The 17,791-nt window shown below is 69.5% G+C and carries 8 protein-coding genes and 1 tRNA gene; 8 read left to right on the forward strand and 1 reads right to left on the reverse strand.

Going from position 1 to position 17,791, the window contains the following annotated elements; all coding sequences use genetic code 11:
* Positions 1-33 precede the first annotated feature (33 nt).
* The 3 genes from JD292_RS08545 (at position 34) to JD292_RS08555 (ending at position 5,711) form a co-directional block, all read left to right on the forward strand.
* Positions 34-1,071 carry an ABC transporter permease gene (locus JD292_RS08545; protein ID WP_200132327.1) on the forward strand — a complete coding sequence of 346 codons (1,038 nt, stop codon included), beginning with the start codon at positions 34-36 and terminating at the stop codon, positions 1,069-1,071.
* A gap of 2 nt (positions 1,072-1,073) precedes the next feature.
* A complete protein-coding gene (locus tag JD292_RS08550; protein WP_200132328.1) occupies positions 1,074-1,865 on the forward strand; it encodes an ABC transporter ATP-binding protein in 792 nt (263 codons plus the stop codon).
* Between the two features lie 99 nt (positions 1,866-1,964).
* Positions 1,965-5,711, forward strand: coding sequence for an aldehyde dehydrogenase family protein (locus JD292_RS08555; RefSeq protein WP_233613882.1), 3,747 nt, complete (start codon positions 1,965-1,967; stop codon positions 5,709-5,711).
* A gap of 80 nt (positions 5,712-5,791) precedes the next feature.
* On the opposite strand, the gene JD292_RS08560 is transcribed toward JD292_RS08555, so the two are convergent.
* Positions 5,792-6,256 carry a GNAT family N-acetyltransferase gene (locus JD292_RS08560; RefSeq protein WP_200132329.1) on the reverse strand — a complete coding sequence of 155 codons (465 nt, stop codon included), beginning with the start codon at positions 6,254-6,256 and terminating at the stop codon, positions 5,792-5,794.
* A gap of 109 nt (positions 6,257-6,365) precedes the next feature.
* On the opposite strand from JD292_RS08560, the gene JD292_RS08565 reads away from it, so the two are divergent.
* From JD292_RS08565 to JD292_RS08585, 5 genes are all read left to right on the forward strand, one after another.
* Positions 6,366-6,447: transfer RNA gene (locus tag JD292_RS08565), tRNA-Tyr, on the forward strand.
* Positions 6,448-6,894: 447 nt separating this feature from the next.
* On the forward strand, positions 6,895-9,552 hold the full coding sequence (locus tag JD292_RS08570) for a CLIPPER-2 domain-containing protein (RefSeq protein WP_200132330.1): 2,658 nt from the start codon (positions 6,895-6,897) through the stop codon (positions 9,550-9,552).
* Positions 9,553-10,073: 521 nt separating this feature from the next.
* On the forward strand, positions 10,074-14,897 hold the full coding sequence (locus JD292_RS08575) for a DUF7927 domain-containing protein (RefSeq protein ID WP_200132331.1): 4,824 nt from the start codon (positions 10,074-10,076) through the stop codon (positions 14,895-14,897).
* A gap of 104 nt (positions 14,898-15,001) precedes the next feature.
* Positions 15,002-15,949: a 2-hydroxyacid dehydrogenase gene (locus tag JD292_RS08580; protein ID WP_200132332.1), complete on the forward strand. Its 948-nt coding sequence runs from the start codon at positions 15,002-15,004 to the stop codon at positions 15,947-15,949.
* Positions 15,950-16,124: 175 nt separating this feature from the next.
* Positions 16,125-17,633 carry an APC family permease gene (locus tag JD292_RS08585; protein WP_200132333.1) on the forward strand — a complete coding sequence of 503 codons (1,509 nt, stop codon included), beginning with the start codon at positions 16,125-16,127 and terminating at the stop codon, positions 17,631-17,633.
* Positions 17,634-17,791 lie beyond the last annotated feature (158 nt).

Raw genomic sequence — 17,791 nt, forward strand, 5'->3', positions numbered from 1 at the left:
CCGGATCTCGATCCGCGAACAAAGGAATACCGAATGATCGGCGCGCTCGAACTCGGCCTCATCTACGGGGTGATGGCACTCGGCGTCTACCTCACCTTCCGGGTGCTGAACTTCCCCGACCTCACGGTCGACGGCAGCTTCACCACCGGCGCCGCGGTCGCTGCCGCGCTGATCACCAACGGCCAGAACCCCGTCCTCGCCACCCTCGCGGGTGGCGGGGCGGGGCTCGTTGCCGGTTTCGTCACCGGTCTCCTCCACACCAAGGGCCGCATCGACGGCCTGCTCGCGGGTATTCTCACGATGATCGCCCTGTGGACGATCAACCTCAGAATCATGGGAACCGCGAAAGAGGGCACCGCGGTCGCGGCGAACCTCCCGCTGCTCCGCGCCGAGACGGTGTTCACCCCGCTCCGCGAGAACAGCCTGCTCGGCACCTGGGCGTCGGTCGCGATCATCGCCGCTGGCGTCCTCGTCCTCAAGTTCATCGTCGACTGGTTCCTGTCGACGAATCTCGGCCTAGCGATCCAGGCGACGGGCGACAACGGCCCGATGATCCGCAGTTTTGGGGTCAACACGGATCGCAGCACGATCCTGACGCTCTCGATCTCCAACGGCTTCGTGGCGCTCTGCGGGGCGCTCGTGGCGCAGTTCCAGGGCTTCGCCGACATCAGCATGGGCGTCGGCCTCATCCTCGTCGGCCTCGCCTCGGTCATCATCGGCCAGGCCATCTTCGGTCAGCGCTACATCTGGGTCGCAAGCCTCGCCGTCGTGCTCGGCGCCGTGCTCTACCGCCTCATCATCTTCTTCGCCCTGCGCGCCGGACTCGATCCGAACGACATGAAGCTCGTCACCGCGCTCCTCGTCGTGATCGCGCTGCTGCTCCCGCGCTGGGGCTTCCTCAAGAAGCTGCCCTCGCTCCGCGGCCGCGGGGGCCGGGTCCCCCCGAGTGGCGATCCAGGCCCCGATCCTGCTCCACGTACCGCCCCGGCCGAGGCGATCCCCTCGGTGGGATCCGGATCCGGATCCGGATCCGGCGCCGGCCCCGCCGCCACCGAGACGACCGGGAGGTAATCATGCTGCGCATCGACAACATCGAGAAGACCTTCTTCCCCGGAACCGTCAACGAGCGCCGCGCGCTCGCGGGCCTCAGCCTCACCCTCGATGAGGGCGACTTCGTTACCGTGATCGGCTCAAACGGCGCGGGCAAGTCGACGCTCCTCAACGCCATTTCCGGGCGGTACACGGTCGATTCCGGCGTCATCGAGATCGATGGCCAGCGGGTCAATAAGCTCAAGGAGCACCAGCGGGCGCGATTCATCGGCCGCGTATTCCAGGACCCGATGGCGGGCACCGCGCCCGATCTCACGATCGAGCAGAACCTCGCCCTCGCGGTCCGTCGCGGAAAGCCCCGCGGCCTCGGCCTCGCCCTGAATCGCTCGCTGCGCGACCGGTTCAGGGAGGAGCTGCAGTCGCTCGAGCTCGGGCTCGAGAACCGGCTGACGGCCAAGGTCGGACTGCTCTCGGGCGGACAGCGGCAGGCGCTCTCCCTGCTCATGTCCGGTTTCACGCACCCCAGCATCTTCCTGCTCGACGAGCACACCGCCGCGCTCGACCCCCAGCGCGCCGCGCTCGTCACCGAGCTCACCGACCGCATCGTCTCCCAGGGCGGGCTCACCACGCTGATGGTGACGCACAACATGGAGCAGGCGCTCCGGCTCGGAAACCGCCTGATCATGATGCACGAGGGTCGGATCGTGTTCGAGGCGGGCGCCGAGGAGAAGCAGAAGCTCACGGTCGCGGCGCTGCTCGAGGAGTTCGGCAAGATCAAGGGTGCCCAGCTCGACGATCGGGCGCTGCTCTCCTAACGGGTCAGCCGGGCTGCGGCGCCGGGCATCGCGCGACTCGCGCGTGCTTGCCCGGCGCGCGCTCCGCGTTTCACCAACTCCCGCCCCTATGGTGGGCACATGGGAGCTGAAACCACCGCCCAGGCCGCTGCCTGGGCCGATCTCGCGGCGGCCGCAACGGGCCGTGCGGCCGGCTGGCTCGAGGCGCTCGGTGAGCGCGGATCCGAGACCGTCGACTTCCTCGGCGGCATGCGCCGCGACCCGGAGAACTTCGAATTCACGCGCCGATTGCTTGAATTGGTGGCCGGTACGGATGACGCGTTCGCCTCGGCGCTCGGCTTCCGCGAGGTCGCGCAGGACGTTCCCACGTCGATGCCGGCGCGAGACCGGCTCGCGGTGCGCGCCGGCGGTGCGGCATCGCTCGGACTCCCGTGGGCGGTCATGCCGGTGGCCCGCCGCTGGCTGCGCGATCGGGTTGCGAGCCTCGTCCTGGCGGCGAAGCTGCCGGCGACCGCGGCCGCAGCCGCGAAACCCGGGCCCCTCGCGGACGGGCTCCGAGGGTACTCGGAGCGCGGCCTCGTCCCCGTCGTGCGCCCGCTCGGCGACCCGGTGCACGGTCCGAACGGCGCTGCCCTCGAGGTGGAACGACTGACCGCGCTCGCCTCGATCCCCACGCTCGGCCACCTCGTCGTCGATCCCGCCAGGATCGCCCCGAGCGGGAGCGATTGGAGCGCCGCGGACGACGTCGCGATCGCCGCCGAGCGGCTCCGGCCGATCCTGGAGGCCTCGGTGGCCCACGGCACGGTTGTCCTCCTCGAACCGCGCGACGTGCGCTGGAGCCGGCTGCTCCCCGCGGTGCTCACCCAGGCGCTCGGGGACCCCGTGCTGGATCGCGCGTGGGTGGGCGTCCGCCTCTTCGCCGAACTCCCCGAATCGCGGCAGATCTACGATCACATCAGCCGCTGGGCGCAACGTCGCGTCGCCGAGGGCGGAGCGCCGGCCGAGGTGGTGATCGGGGTCGGCGGCGTCGCGGGCCGGGAGCGGATCCTCTCGATCGAGTCGGGGCTCGCCGTCCCGGTGCTGGAGGACCGCGTTGAGGTCACCGCGAACCTGCTCCGGCTCGCCGAGCTCGCGCTGCATCCGGGCCGCGCGGCGTTTCTCCGGCCCGTCGTCGAGACCGAGGACCTTCACGTGCTCGGCGCCGTCGCCGGGATCGCGGAGCGCGAGGGTTCCGGCGCGCTCGCGAGCGTGCAGGTGCGTGCGGGGGTCGCCCCCGGTCTGGCCGAGGTGCTCGCCGGGAGCTTCTCGGAGGTGCGCGTCGCTCTGCCGGTCGTCCCGCCGCGGGAGTTCGCGGGCGCGGTGGACACACTCGTCGGGATCGCCGCGGAGGCCGCCGATCCGGAATCCCCGATCGCCCGCCTCGAAACCCTGCTCACTCCCGTGCAGCCCGCCGCTGCCGACGCCGACGAGGAGGAACTCCGAGCGGACGGCGACCCGGAGGCACTGGGGCGCCGGGCGCTCGCTGCGGCCGACACGGAGTTCGCCGGGGCCGCAGCGCTCGCGGCCGAGGACGCGCCGGTGTCGCACCGCACCCAGCTCCGCTCGCGGGAGTGGGACCCGACCGCGCGCGACAGCGCGCTGTTCTACCGCGCCCCCGACGAGCCGTCGCAGTTCGACACCGGGGGACTCACGGCCGCGGTGCTCGGCCTGATCAGGGGTGACACCGGGGAATTCCAGCTTGAGGCGATTTCCGCGCCGGTGCCGATCCCCGTGGTTTCCGCGTCCGGCTTCGCGAATGAGCCGCAGACCGACGCGAGCCTTGCCGGCAACCGCGACTGGGTGCGGGGCGTGCTCGCCCGCGCGGCGGAGGAGGCCGGCGAGCGGGACGAGGTCAACCAGACCGTCGCGCTCTCGGAGGCGGACCTCGACCCGGCAGTCGCCGCGTCCGAGGCACGCGAGACGGGCGAGCGCTGGGGCGCCCTGCCCGACGCGACGCGCGCCTCCCGGCTGCGGCGCGCGGCCCTCGCCGTCGTCGCCGCGCGCGATCGGCTCCTTCAGGCGCTCGCGCTCGACACGGGCGCGCCGGCGGCCGAACTCGACGCCGAGGTCGATGACGTCGTCGACGCGGCGCGCTACGCCGGGCAGCTCGCCGAAGCGCTGAGCTCGGTGCGCGGCGCCACGTTCGTTCCCGACACCCTGGCCCTCGTCGCAGCCGACGAGCGCACGCCGCTGTCCACGCAGGCCGAGGCGGTGCTCGCGATGCTGGCGGCGGGCAGCGGGGTGCTGTGGTCCGTCCCCCAGCGCACGTTCGCGGCCGCGCAGGTGCTCCTTGAGGAGTGGGGGATCGCGGGAATCTCGGCGGGTGCCGTGCGCCTCGAGGCGATCGTTGTCGGGCGGACGCTCGCAGAAATCGCGGCCTCACCAGGGGTAGATCGCGCCGTCGTGCTCGGAGACCGGGCGGCGGCGCTGGAGCTCGCGCGTCGCAGGCCGGACCTCCGCGTCGAGGGCCGGTTCCGCGCGCTAGGCTCGATCCTCGTCACCCCGTCTGCGGACCTCGACGCCGCGGTCTCAGACGTTGTCGAGTCGGCGCTTCGCGGCGCAGGATCCGATCCGCGCGGCGCCCAGGTGGCGATCCTGCTCGGCAGCGTCGGCCGTTCCAAGCGCTTCCGCGAGGGCCTCGCCGACGCCGTCCGCGCGATCCGGGTCGGCGACACCGCGCGCCCGGACGGGCAGGATCCGCTGGGATTCGACCTCGGCCCGCTGGCCGCCGCGCCCGACGCGGCCGGTCTGCGCGCCCTCACCGAGCTCGGACGGGGCGAAGAGTGGCTCGTCGAACCCCAGCGGCTCGACGAGGAGGGCCGGCTGTGGCGCCCGGGCGTGCGCCTCGGCGTCGGCGCGAACTCGACGTTCTGGGAGGACGCTCGCGGGGTGCCCGTCATCGGGATCGCCCACGCCCACACCCTCGGTGAGGCGATCTCCCTGCAGAACGCCGGCGGCGGTGGCGCGGCCGGGATCCAGTCCTACGACGAGAGCGAGATCCTGACCTGGGTCGACGGCGTTCGGGCCTCGTTCCTCGCGATCAACCGGCCGACCACCTCCGCGCGCATCGAACGGCACCCCGGCGGCGGCTGGGGCGAAGCCGGAATGGGCCTCCCCGCGCTCGCGGGAGGACCGAACCGCCTGATCCCGCTCGGATCCTGGCGCACGCGATCCGGCACGCGCAGCGAGACGCTGCACCTCCGCGGGCTCACGCCCGAGGTGCAGCTCCTCATCGAGGCTGCGCAGCCCGATCTCGACTACGAGGACTTCGATCAGGTGCGCCGCGCCGCGCTCGCCGACGCGCTCTCCTGGCGGACCACGTTCTCGATCGTGACCGACGGCATCGGGCTCGGGATCGAACGCAATGCTGTGCGATACCTCCCGGTCCCCACGCACATCCGCCTCGCCGAGGGTGGCTCGGTCGCGGAACTCGTCCGCGTGCTCGCAGCCGCCCTGCTGGTCCACGCCCCCATCACCATCTCGACGGGTGAGCTTCTTCCCGAGTCCGTATCCGACTTCCTCGAACGCCAGGGGATCGAGGTGTCGCTCGAACGCGACGACGACTGGGTGGAACGCCTGGCCGTATCGGGCCCGCTCGGCGCGGATGGCGAGCGCGCAGATCGCGTCCGCCTGATCGGCGGCGACGCCGTGCGCACGGCCGAGTGGATGGGAGGCCTCGACCGCACCGCGCTCTGGTCCGAACCCGTCACGATGGCCGGTCCCGTCGAACTGCTCACTCTGCTCCGGGAGCAGGCGATCTCCGCTCGCGCCCACCGGCACGGCCTTGCAACTCCCGCGCCAGGACTCGACGAGCTGATCGGGGAGTAACTCCGGGGAGCGGGGCCCTCGCGCCCGCGAAGACCCCGCGGGCGCCGGCGTCGTCGGGGCCTTCGGGGCGGCCTCCGGCGCTAGCCGAGACTCATCGGGGTGTGCGGGATCCCGTCCTCCAGGAACTCCTCGCCGTCCTGCGCGAAGCCGAAGCGCGCGTACCACTCGGTCAGATAGGACTGGGCGTGGATCAGGATCGGGTCGCCCGAGCACTCCGCGATCGCCGCCTCGACCAGGCGCGCGGCGATCCCGCGACCCCGGAAGTCGGGGTGGGTGACCACGCGGCCGATGCTGCGCAGACCCGGGCGTCCCCCGTGCTCCCGCAGAATCCGCACGCTCGCCGCGACGGTGCCATCGGGTGCCTCGAACCAGAGCTGCACCGCGCCTGGCTCGAGGTCCCTGCCGTCGAGGTCCAGGTAGACGCACTCCTGCTCCACCACGAAGACCTCCTGGCGCAAACGCCCGATCCGATACAGGGTGCGCACGGGAATCTCGTCGAGCGAGCGCGCGATCCGGAGCTGGAGGTCATCGCCGGTGGTGTCCATGCGACGATCCTGCCACGATCCGGCGCCGACTCGACCGCCGAACAGCCGATTTCCGTTCGACCCGCGAGAACCTGTAGAGTGTTCTCTTGGTCGTGCACGCATGACCGACGGCGGGTTACCCGAGCGGCCAAAGGGGGCTGACTGTAAATCAGCTGGCACTGCCTACGGGGGTTCGAATCCCTCACCCGCCACCGCGATCCCCGGTTCCGAGTTTTCGGAGCCGGGGATTTCTGGTTTCTGCGGGGCTGTGAGCGCCGTGCGCGCGGGTGGGGCGAGGGGCTGGAGTGCGGTCTCTGCGATCCGGGCCGTGCGTGAGTTCGGCGGTTCGCGTTCATTTCGGAGCGAGAGGGGCCACAGACTCGAGCCCTGGCGAAAGATCTCAAAAGCCTCTCTGACCAGCGATTCCAAGCATCTTCTTTCAGCGTTACCATGGCGCGCCCATAGCTAAATCCGTGGTCAATCACTGATTGGGAAATTTCACCCGTTCCGACGAAAAAATTTGCCCGATTCGGTTTGGATACGGCTCGAAATTGATTACCCTCTTGAACTTGGTAGGCCTGTCGCGCGCCGATCCCGTTGGGGGGAGAGATCGCGCTGCATGTTCACCGTGCAGCCGATTTCACAGCAGGGAGCAAGATTTGAGAAGCAAGGTACTCGGGGCGCTCGCGGCGCTGGGAATCGCGACCGTTGGACTCACGTCCATCGTCGCGGCTCCGGCACCCGCGCAGGCGGTTTCGACGGATGTTGCCGCGGCAAAGGGCCGCGCGGTCGGCTCGGACAAGTGGGGATACATCGGCCAGTTCGGCAAGCTGAACAAGACCACCCAGCCCGGAGCGGGCGAGTTCTTCCTGCCCTACGGCATCGACGTCGACGGCACCAAGATCGCCGTCACCGATTCGGGACTCGCTGCCAATGAAACGGGGACGAAGGTGCCCGGCCACGCGCTGCAGACGTTCACGCGGACCGCTGTTCCCGGATCCGCTGGGCACGGCGACTACCTCGGCAACGGGCAGTACGACATCGTGAACACGAAGAGCACGATTGCGGATCCGAAGGGGATCGCAAGCCCCGAGGCGCTCGTGTATTACCCGACGGATCAGGCCCGAGGCCCTCGCGGTGTGGCGTTCGGCCCGGACGGGCGGGTCTCCGGCTCCAGCTACGAACTCCCCGCTGGGGCGGCGCCGGCCACTTCGCCGTTCATGCGACAGTACGCCTCCTCGGCGCTCGGGGCCACGACGAGGACCTTCGGCCCGGCTGGCGGGGGCGTCCCCGGGGAGATCCCCGGAGCGCTTGGCGTTGACACGGACGCCGAGGGCAACGTCTATGTGGGAACGATCAGCGGCGTCAGCGTCTTCGACCAGAACGGCACGTTCATCACGGCAATCAGCGGCTACTTCGATCAGAACGGTGAGAACCAGCCCGCCCGCGTCCAGTGGGCCACGCGCATGGTCGACGTTCCTCGGGAATACGGCAAGCCCGATCTCATGGGCGAGACCTACGGCCTGAGCGTCAAGCAGGAGGGCGGCCAGACGGTCGTCTATGTGGGCGACACGGGCGGCTACTACCAGCCGGACTACAAGGTGCACTTCCAGAACGGTGACACGACGGCGAAGAACTTGAAACCCGCGTCGATCAAGAAATACATTCTCACGAAGAGTGGCGGTCCCGCGAGTGCGCGCTGGAATCCGGCCGGCTGGAAGTGGACGCTCGACACGAGCTTCGGCAACCAGGGCGCGGTCCAGTTCTCCGATAACACGCTGTCGGTTTTCTTCGGGCGCCTGATTTTCTCCGGGCAGACCGTTTTCGGCCTCGAGGCCGACCCGAATTCGAACACGCTCTTTTACTCGCTGAACGGCGCGTCCGGGGTGAAGATCGGGGCGATCGACGCGAGCACGGGAGCGGCGCTTCCCGCGCCGACCGCGCTGAACGGCCCGTCCAGCCAGCAGGACTCCTACATGAGCCTGGTGCGCGGCCTCGCGGTCGACGATCGGGGCCTGCTCTACGCGGCCACGCAGAACTCGAACAACACGAGCACGGCGCGTTCGATCGTGCAGATCTGGGGCAAGACGCCCACCTCGATCGCTGGTACCGGGATGGCGACGCCCGGGATCACGAGCGCGGAGATCACCTGGGGCGAGTCGACGGTCGGCCACCAGCAGCCCGATCTCCTCGATTACGTCGTGAAGTACCGAAAGGTGGGAGACACCGCCTGGACCATGGCCGCGGTGCCTGGCGGAGCGGCCGCCTCGACCGACATCGGACGCACGATCACCGGGCTGGCGCCCGGGACCGACTATGAAGCCCAGATCACACCCTTCAACGAGGCGGGCTCCGGCGATCCGGCGCTCATCACCTGGCGGACGGAGACCCCCGCGCCGGCGATCTCCGTGGAGAAGACCGGCAATGCGGTGCACGCACCGGCCGAGCCGGACGCGGTGAATGTCGCGGCCGGTGCCGAGGTCGCGTTCGAGTACACGATCACGAACACGGGCAACGTGCCGCTCTCGGAGGTGGCGCTGACGGATTCGGTGCTCGGCGCGACCTCACTCCCCGCGGACTTCACCGGAACGCTCGAGCCGAAGGCAAGCGTCGTTGCACAGGCGAAGGGCCCGGTCGCGGCCGGCGCGTACCGGAACGTCGCAACCGTGTCCGGCGTTGACGGTGACGGGGCAGCGGTGACGGCTGAGGACACGTGGCACGGTTTCGGGGTGACCACCGGCCTCGCCATTGAGAAGACCGGAAACGGGAAGGTCGCAGCGACCGAGGCCGATGCGGTGCACGTCACGGAGGGCACCGAGGTCACCTTCCGCTACACGGTGAAGAACGAGGGCAATACGGCAGTCTCGGGAGTGAAACTCGAGGACAGCGTGCTCGGGGCCGTCACGACCGCGGTCGAGCCCGCGGACTTCTCCGGGACGATCCCCGCGGGCGGCAGCGTCGTGTTCGAGGCGAAGGGGCCGATTGCAAAGGGGGCGTACACGAACACCGCGACCGTGACGGGTACCGCGGGCGGTCTCGACGAGGCGGTTACGGCGGAGGCGGTGTGGTTCGGCCACGGTGACGGGAAGTCGGCGCCGGTAGATCCGGTCGACCCGGTCGACCCGACAGGCCCGACCGATCCGAATGACCCGACGGACCCGGAGAAGCCGGTCACGGTGAAGCCTGCCCCTCCGAAGGACGGCGGCCTGAGTGAGACGGGCGGCGCCCCGCTCCTGCCGCTCTCGATCGGTGGCGCCGTGCTCGTTGCCGGCGGGGTGCTGCTTCTTCTGCTGCGGAGGCGCACGCGCACGCAGTAGGCGGAGGCGACGTTCACGCGGATAACCTGCGCATGAGAACGCCCCGGGGTCACTTGACCCCGGGGCGTTCTTCGTTTTGATCGGGACAAGGAGGGGTCGAAACGAGTGAAGTGGGCTTCCGAGATCAGAAATAACGCAATTCCGCAATAGGATCTAAGTTTCATAGATTAATTTATGAAAAGTTTGTCATCACTCCACAGATTGAACTCGGAATTGGATCTAAATCCGAGAAATTTACATGCAGAACTTGGGTGGATTCCCTGGTCGGAGTTACTTTCTCTGCAGTGCGGCGAAGGTGTCGCATGGGATTTCCAGGCGGAATTTTCGCCGAGTGTCGCACCTCGCTCTCCGGGAATCGATGAATCGCTCGACGGGTCCGTCTCGTCCGCGCGGGTGCGAAACGCACGATGAGGCTCTGGGAGAAAACTGTTTTGGGGATCCGATTTGATTCAGGGGCGCGCGCACGCCGCGCACGATCGCTGAGCGCGGCCGCGCTGGCGATCCTCGTCGCGTTCGGTGCGGTGACACTTCCGGCGACCGCGGCCGATGCGGCGCCGGGCGAACTGGTCGGCGGCACCGTCACCGTCGACGCGAACCACGACGGGGCGATCGCGACCGGCGAGCCGATCGGGGAGAACGACCTGCCCGCCGCGGGCGTGCTGGTCACGCTGCGGGGCACGAACCCCGGCCACCCTGGCTGGACCGTCACGACCGACGCCGCGGGACACTGGGCATTCCCCGCCGACGCGGATCGCTCGGCCTCTCCCGGCCCGTTCACCGTGACCATCGATGCGCACGGGGTCGCGGGAGATGCCTACCTGGTTCCCGCGACGGCGACGCCAGGGGTCAACGACTTCGTGCGGGAGGGAGCCGATGCGCAGCGCAGCGTCTCCGCGCCGATCCCCGCCGATGCCGAGGGACTGACCCTGAACGCCCTGGTCGCGCCGACCTGGCGGCTCGATCTCATCGCGGCCGGGGATCCCAGCGGATATCAGAACCTCGCGATCCGCACCGGCAAGGCTGCCTTCGACGGCGACGACGACGCTCCGGGCCACGACGCAGGACCGGCCAACGACCGGATCAGATCCGGGGATCTCATCACCTTCGACTGGTCCGTCACCGCGAGCGAGGAGGTCGACCTCGGGGGCAGCTTCACGGGGTGGTTCGAGCAGACCATCGTGCTCGGGGAGGGCGCCGTCGCAAACTTCGGCGAGGTTCCCAACGAGTGTGGGGCGAACAGCACGATCACCGCGCAGCCGAGCGGGAAGCGACTCCCGGCGCGCGTCGATCCTCCGGCAGGCACAACGAGCGTCGTGCTCGCCTGCGAGCTCGGAGCGATGAGCGAGGCGCAACCGAACCACCTGTTGCCGACGCAGATCTTCGTATCCGGATCGTCGGCCAACGGGGCGAAGCTGTCGACCGATGTCCGCAGCTACGGCGTCGCGGCCGACGGTACGGCGACGGCGCGTCCCGCGAAGCCGCAGCACTACGGGGACTTCGTGATCACGGCGGCCCCCGCCTACGACCTCGAAAAGCAGCGGCCGAGCGTGCGGCCCCTCGGCCAGAAGGACATCAACGGCCAGAAAAAGTACGGCTGGGAGGTGGTCTACTCGGTGCAGATCGCCGCGGAGCGCAACGTCGGAGTGGAGGGGCTCCGCGATCCCGTCACCTTCGAGGACTCGCTCTGGGCGCTCAGCTCAGACGGGAAGTCCACGCCGCTGCCGGAATTCCCGTGGGAGATCACGAGCTGCGTCCCCGACACCGGGAATGCCTCGGCAGGGCCAGGCGCGACGACGGTCTACGGAAAGATCGGCGGGGCGCTCACCTCGGGGCAGCCGGCCTCTTCTGCAGCGAACTCCGTCGTCGACTCGGGCTCCTGCGCGTTCGAGCGAGTCGGCGACCCCGCCACCGGGAACTTCAAGCTCACGATCACGGGCATGGACACCTCGGGGTCGAGCTATCCCACGGAGTCGAAGGCCGGAACCCCCCTCGAGAGCGGAAAACACTACGTCGGTGCATTTGCGGTCACGGCGTTCGTCCCGTTCGACGCCGTGGACGCCCTGGACGGAACGCCGGGCAACGCGAGCGGCGCCGTGCAGCTCTGGAACCGCGTGGGGGATTTCGATCCGATCGGGATCTCCGGTGCCAGCAACCACGGCGATGGCGTGGAGCCCGGGTACTGCGCGCCCGGCCCGAACACCGACAGGTCGACGAAGTGCGCCGACATGCCAGCGGCGCCGGGCGCGCAGGCGAGGCGGAGCAACAACGTTGCGGACGCCGCGAACGTGCGGATCGTGCCAGGGAACTGGTGGAAGGCCCTCGTGCACCCGACGGGGACCTGGGGAGCCGGAAAGCGACCGCTTCCCGAGTCGGCGAACACGATCGGCGACGGCAAGGGGCAGGTGCAGCCCGGTGAGACCTTCGGCTCGCACATCACCGCGCGGCTCTCGATCGACGCGAAGAACCTCGAATTCTGCGACGTGTTCGACAATTCGACGCTGAAGATCGAGCGGCTCGCGGGGATCGCGGGGAACACGTCCTCCGACCCGGTCTGGAACGCGGCATACGCCGCAGTCGTCGCGACCGCCCCCGGGCAGAACGGGATCGTGACGTCCCGCATGCCCGCGTTCCAGTCGAACTGGGTGTTCAGTTACGGTCACGTCGATCTGACCGGCGACAACCCGAACCTCGGCTCATTCGACACCGCGCACGATCGCTGGCGAGGCGATTGGACGCGCCAGCAGTCCGCGGCGAGCCGCCCGAACATCGCGTGCGGGGACCCGGCCGTGACCTGGTACGACACCCCCGATCAGGTGCCGGGTGGAGCGGACGAGGTGAACGCGGTGTGGGTGCGCGCCGCTGACGGCTACGTGCAGCCGGCCGCGACGACCGCGACCATGATGCTCGGTCTGCAGCAGCGCGATCGCTACCACGGCGGGCCTCACGCAGGCGCCACGATCCCCGATCAGACGGTCGCCGCGAACTTCGCGAACCTTCGATCCTCGACGTTCGGCCCGTGGGCGGAGAAGAACGATTTCGTGCCGGCCGCCGGCACGACCGCGGGCGGCGACTGGCAGGACCGCAAGGGCTCCCGGATGGGGGATCGCTGGACGCTCACGCGCGCCACCATGGCCGTCTCGAAGCACACGACCGACGGCACCGTCGATGGGACGCAGGCCACGGGCGCTGCGCCGGCCGGGTCGATCGGCTCGGCGCGCGCGGGATCCCCGGTGATCTGGCAGATCGACTCCTCGCTCGGCGCGGCGACGGATCATCCCGCGCCGATCGACGACCTCGTGATCACCGACACGCTGCCCGCGGGCGCCGAGTACGACGCCGCCGCGACCGCGGAGATCCCGGGCAACCGGCTGCCGACGAGCGTCACCACTCGGGACGACGGCACCACGGTCCTCACGTGGCGGCTCGGGGAGCGGGTGCCCAACGAGGCGCTCCCGGTGCTTAAGATCGCGACGCACGTCGACCCGCTGCTCGCGAACGGGACGAAGCTCACGAACACCGTGGCGATCACCGCCGACGGGATCGTGCCCAACCCGGCGAGACACCAGGCGACGCACGCCGTCACGGTCACGCAGCCCGGAACGCTCCAGCTCAAGAAGTCGGTGGACCAGACACTCGACCTGCAGGATCAGGACCAGAAGTACTCGCTTGAGATCAGGAACTTCAGCGAGACGCTGACGATCGAGAAGCCGACGATCATCGAGGTACTGCCCTACAACGGCGACGCCACGAACGACGCGAGGGTGAACCGCTCCCCAGCGTCGTCGTTCGCGGGCGAGAACCGGATCGAGGCGGCGCCGAAGGCCTTCCTCATCGACGAGAAGACGCCTGCGGCCGGCACCTTCCTCTTCACCACGATCGATCCGAAGCGCGTTCCGCAGGACCTCGATCACGACACGGACCCGACGATCTGGTCGCCGGACTTCACCGCTGACGCGACCGCGTTCAAGTTCGTTGCGGCGGATGCCCTGGGTGTCGCCGCGACCGGGGACTCCGCCGGGCTGAAGATCACGTTCACCACGAAGCAGTCGGCGAACGCCGCGGGCGACCGCTACGCGAATCGATTCACCGCCTTCAGCGACACCCTCGCGAACGGCGGGCGGCATCAGCTGCTGACCTCGAATCAGGTGACGGTGCGCGTGGTCGGATACTCGATCGGTGACCTGATCTGGCTGGATCGCGATGACGATGGCGTGTTCACCCCGGGCGTCGACGAGGCGGCCCCCGCGGGCGTCGCGGTCGAGGTGCGCAACGCCGAAACCGGCGAACTCGTTCCGGGAGGGTCCACGACGACGGGCGCGAACGGCCGCTGGATCGTGAACAGCCTGCCCCAGGGCGACTACTTCGCGACGATCCCTGCGTCGCAGTTCGCGCCGGGAGGCCCCCTCGCCGGGTACGCGGCACAGCGCACGGGCGCGATCGTCGATCCGAACGCTGGCGTCGACGAGGGCCTGGACCACAACACCATTCAGCACGGACCGGCGGTGCGCTCCGGCGTGCTCAAGCTGCGCGCCAAGGTCGATGGATCCCGGATCGAGGGGCAGGCCCCCATCGGCGACAACGTTGCAGGGCTCCCCGTCCCTCCGGGCGTCACGGACGATTTCACGAACCTCACGCTCGATCTGGCGCTGACGGCGATCCCCGGCTACGAGTTCACGAAGACGGCCGATCCGGAATCCGGCACCACCGTGGCACCGGGCTCCACGATCTCCTACACCCTCACCGGCAGAAACACCGGCGGGACCGGGCTCGACGACGTCGAGATCGGCGACGAGCTCGCGGGCGTGCTGAAGCACGCGGAGCTCGTGGGAGACCCGATCGCCGAGATCCCGGGATCCGCGACGAACGCCCCGGCACCCGAGCTCAACGGCACGAAGCTGAGCTGGAGGGGAGCGCTGCAGGTGGGGCAGCAGATCGCGATCACGTACCGAGTCAGGGTGGATCCCGATGCGTGGGGGACCGTGCTCGAGAACCGCGCGGACTCGCGCGCGACGCCCCGCGGCCTGCCGAGCATCGCGGTCCCGTCCGTGGTGACGGAGCACCCCACACCGGAGCGTCCTGATTCCCCGGTCACACCGCCACAACCCGCGACCCCGCAGGAACCGGCGACACCTCGGCAGCCCGGCGTCCCTGCTGCGCCGGCGCCCAGCGCTCCCACGGCGACAGAGCCGGGCGACGCACCCCTCGCGAGGACGGGCGGCGAAGGTCGCCTCGGAATCGCGGCGGCGGGAGCGATCCTGCTCGTCGGCGGCATCGTGCTCTTCGCCCTGCGGCCCCGGGCCGGGCGACGCGGCTCCGCGCCGGAAGCCGGCGGAAGAGCGCACTAAGACCCGCGTGGAGGGGAACCCCGAGCACCCCCCTGATCGAACTCCCCTCCACGCGTTTTCCTTTCCATCGCGGCGCCCCCGAGCGGCTCGCTATGCTCGATCACATGAGTGACCTGGTCGTCTCCCTGCCGCCCGGAGGACTGCGCGAGGCGCTCGGCGATGTGCCGGGCGTCGAGTTCGTCGAGTGGGACCTCACCGGTCCGGCTCCGCGCGATCGACTCGACATCGCCGTGCCGCCGTACTGGGGCGGCAACCGCGTTCTCGCGGCGCTGGAGGGCGTCGAGGTGCGGCTGGTGCAGTGGCAATCGATCGGCTACAACGGCGTGCAGAAGTATCTGCCAGCTGGCGTGCCGCTCGCGAACGCGGCGACCGTGCACGAGACCTCGACCGCAGAGCTCGCGCTCGCGCTCGCGCTCGCCGCACAGCGCGGGATCCCCGAGTTCGTGCGCGAGGGCGAGGAGCACCTGTGGTCGGGGCGCATGTTCCCGAGCCTCGCCGATCGGCGCGTGCTGCTCATCGGCTACGGCGGGGTGTCGAAGGCCGTCGAGGGGCGCCTCTCGGGCTTCGAGGTCGAGGTGACGCGGCTCGCGCGCACCGCGCGAACGGATCGGAATCTCGCGGGCGATGAGGTTCCGGTGCGCGGTTTCGACGAACTGCACGACGCGCTCGCGGATGCCGAGATCGTGATCCTTGCCGTGCCGCTCACCGACGAGACCCGCGGGCTGCTGGACGCGAGCGCGCTCGCGAAGCTTCCCGACGGCGCGCTCGTGGTGAACGTCGCGCGCGGCCCCGTGGTCGATACGGAGGCGCTCATGCCGGAGCTGCGCAGCGGCCGGCTCCGCGCCGCCCTCGACGTCACCGACCCCGAACCGCTGCCGGCGGATCACCCGCTGTGGGACTGCCCGAACCTCTTGGTCACCCCGCACGTCGGCGGCGATTCCAGCGCGATGCTGCCGCGGATGACCGCGTTGATCCGGCGCCAGATCGAACGCCTCCGTGCGGGCGAGCGGCCGGAGAATCTCGTGATCGGCGACTGGGCGGGCGGGGCCTGATCCGCGCGGATCTTCTCCAGGAAATATCGCACACCCGTCGCCCAAAACCCGCGATTGAACGGGTATTTTCCACTTTTCGGAATGCGCTGCGTCGGCGCGCACGGGGGCCACTATGCTCGCTCCAGTGGGGACGATGGCCGTCCCCCGGATCAACGGTGATCCGAAAGGAAACAGCATGTCCGAAACACCTCCGAAGGCCCAGCTGGCCGACGATGAACACCTCGCCGTTCTCGGCTACGAGGGCCAGTTCGACCGTTCGATGAGCCTGTGGGCGAACTTCGCCCTCGGCTTCACCTACCTGTCGCCGCTCGTCGGCGTCTACTCGCTCTTCGCGACCGCGCTCGCGACGGGCGGCCCGCCCTCGATCTTCTGGATCCTGATCGTCGCGTGCGGTCAGATGCTCGTCGCGCTCGTGTTCGGCGAGGTCGTGTCCCAATACCCGATCCACGGCGGGATCTACCCGTGGGCGCGACGCCTGTGGGGCCGCCGCTACGCGTGGCTCGCTGCCTGGGTCTACATCTGGGCGATGATCGTCACGATCACGGCCGTCGCCGAGTTCGGCGCGGGCTTCGTGACGAGCCTCCTCGGCGTCGAGCTCACCCCGATGAGCACGCTCGTCACCGCCCTCGGCCTGCTGCTGCTCGCGCTCGCGATCAACTTCACGGGCACGAAGTGGCTCGCGCGCATCGCGCGTATCGGGCTCTTCGCCGAGCTCATCGGCGTGATCGGCATCGGCCTGTTCCTGCTGATCTTCAAGCGTCAGCACGACTTCTCGGTGTTCTTCGACACGATGGGCACGGCGGGCGACGGCTCCTATGTGCCCGTGTTCCTCGCCTCGGCCCTCGCGGGTCTGTTCCTGTTCTACGGCTTCGAGGCCTGCGGCGACGTCGCCGAGGAGGTCTCCGACCCGGCACGCAGGATCCCGCGGGCCATGATCATGACGATCGTCGTCGGCGCGGTGTCCGCGCTGTTCTCCTTCGGCGGCTACGTCCTCGCGGCCCCGAACCTGAAGGAAATCGTGGCGGGTGAGGAGGGCGACCCGATCCCCGCGATCCTCGAGGCGACGCTCGGCACGGTCGGCGCGAAGATCTTCCTCGTCATCGCGATCCTCGCGTTCATCTCCTGCGTGCTCAGCCTGCAGGCGGCGGCGAGCCGGCTGCTCTACTCCTTCGCCCGCGACGGCATGCTGCCCGGTCACCGCTGGCTGTCGAAGGTGTCCGACCGGAACAAGGTGCCAACGAACGCCCTGATCGTCGCGTGCACCGTGCCCGCCCTGATCTGCGTCCTGATCTACTTCAACGAGGCGATCCTGGTTCCGGTGACCTCGTTCGCGATCCTCGGCATCTACCTCGCCTTCCAGATGGTCGTGTTCGCGTCGCTCAGGCAGCGCTTCATGGGGTGGCGTCCGGCTGGACCGTTCAACCTCGGCGGGCTCGGCATGATCGTGAACATCCTCGCCCTCGCCTACGGGCTCTTCGCGATGTATCTCCTCGCGAAACCCGGCGAGACCGGGGATTTCTTCGCCGACTACGTGGTGCTGATCGGCCTCGCCGTTGTGCTCGGAACCGGCCTCGTCTACCTGTTCGTTGCGCGACCGGACCGGCATTCCACCGCGCCATCGGGTGACGCCCGCGCGGTCGCGGACGAGATCCGCCGCCGCACCGGTCAGATCTCGGTGCAGTAGCGAACGGCTGCCGCAGGGGAGCCGGGGAGGGATCGACGCGAGGGCGCGATCCCTCCCCGGCTCCTGCCGTTCCGGCGCCTCGGCGGGGACTCCCCGGCCGTGGCGAGGATTTCGGCCGATCCGGTCGGGGAATGGGGTGTGTCGGCCGCCTCGGTCCT

Origin of the sequence: Leucobacter edaphi, from assembly GCF_016522535.1 — a bacterium.
In the GTDB taxonomy this organism is placed as follows: Bacteria; Actinomycetota; Actinomycetes; order Actinomycetales; family Microbacteriaceae; genus Leucobacter; species Leucobacter edaphi.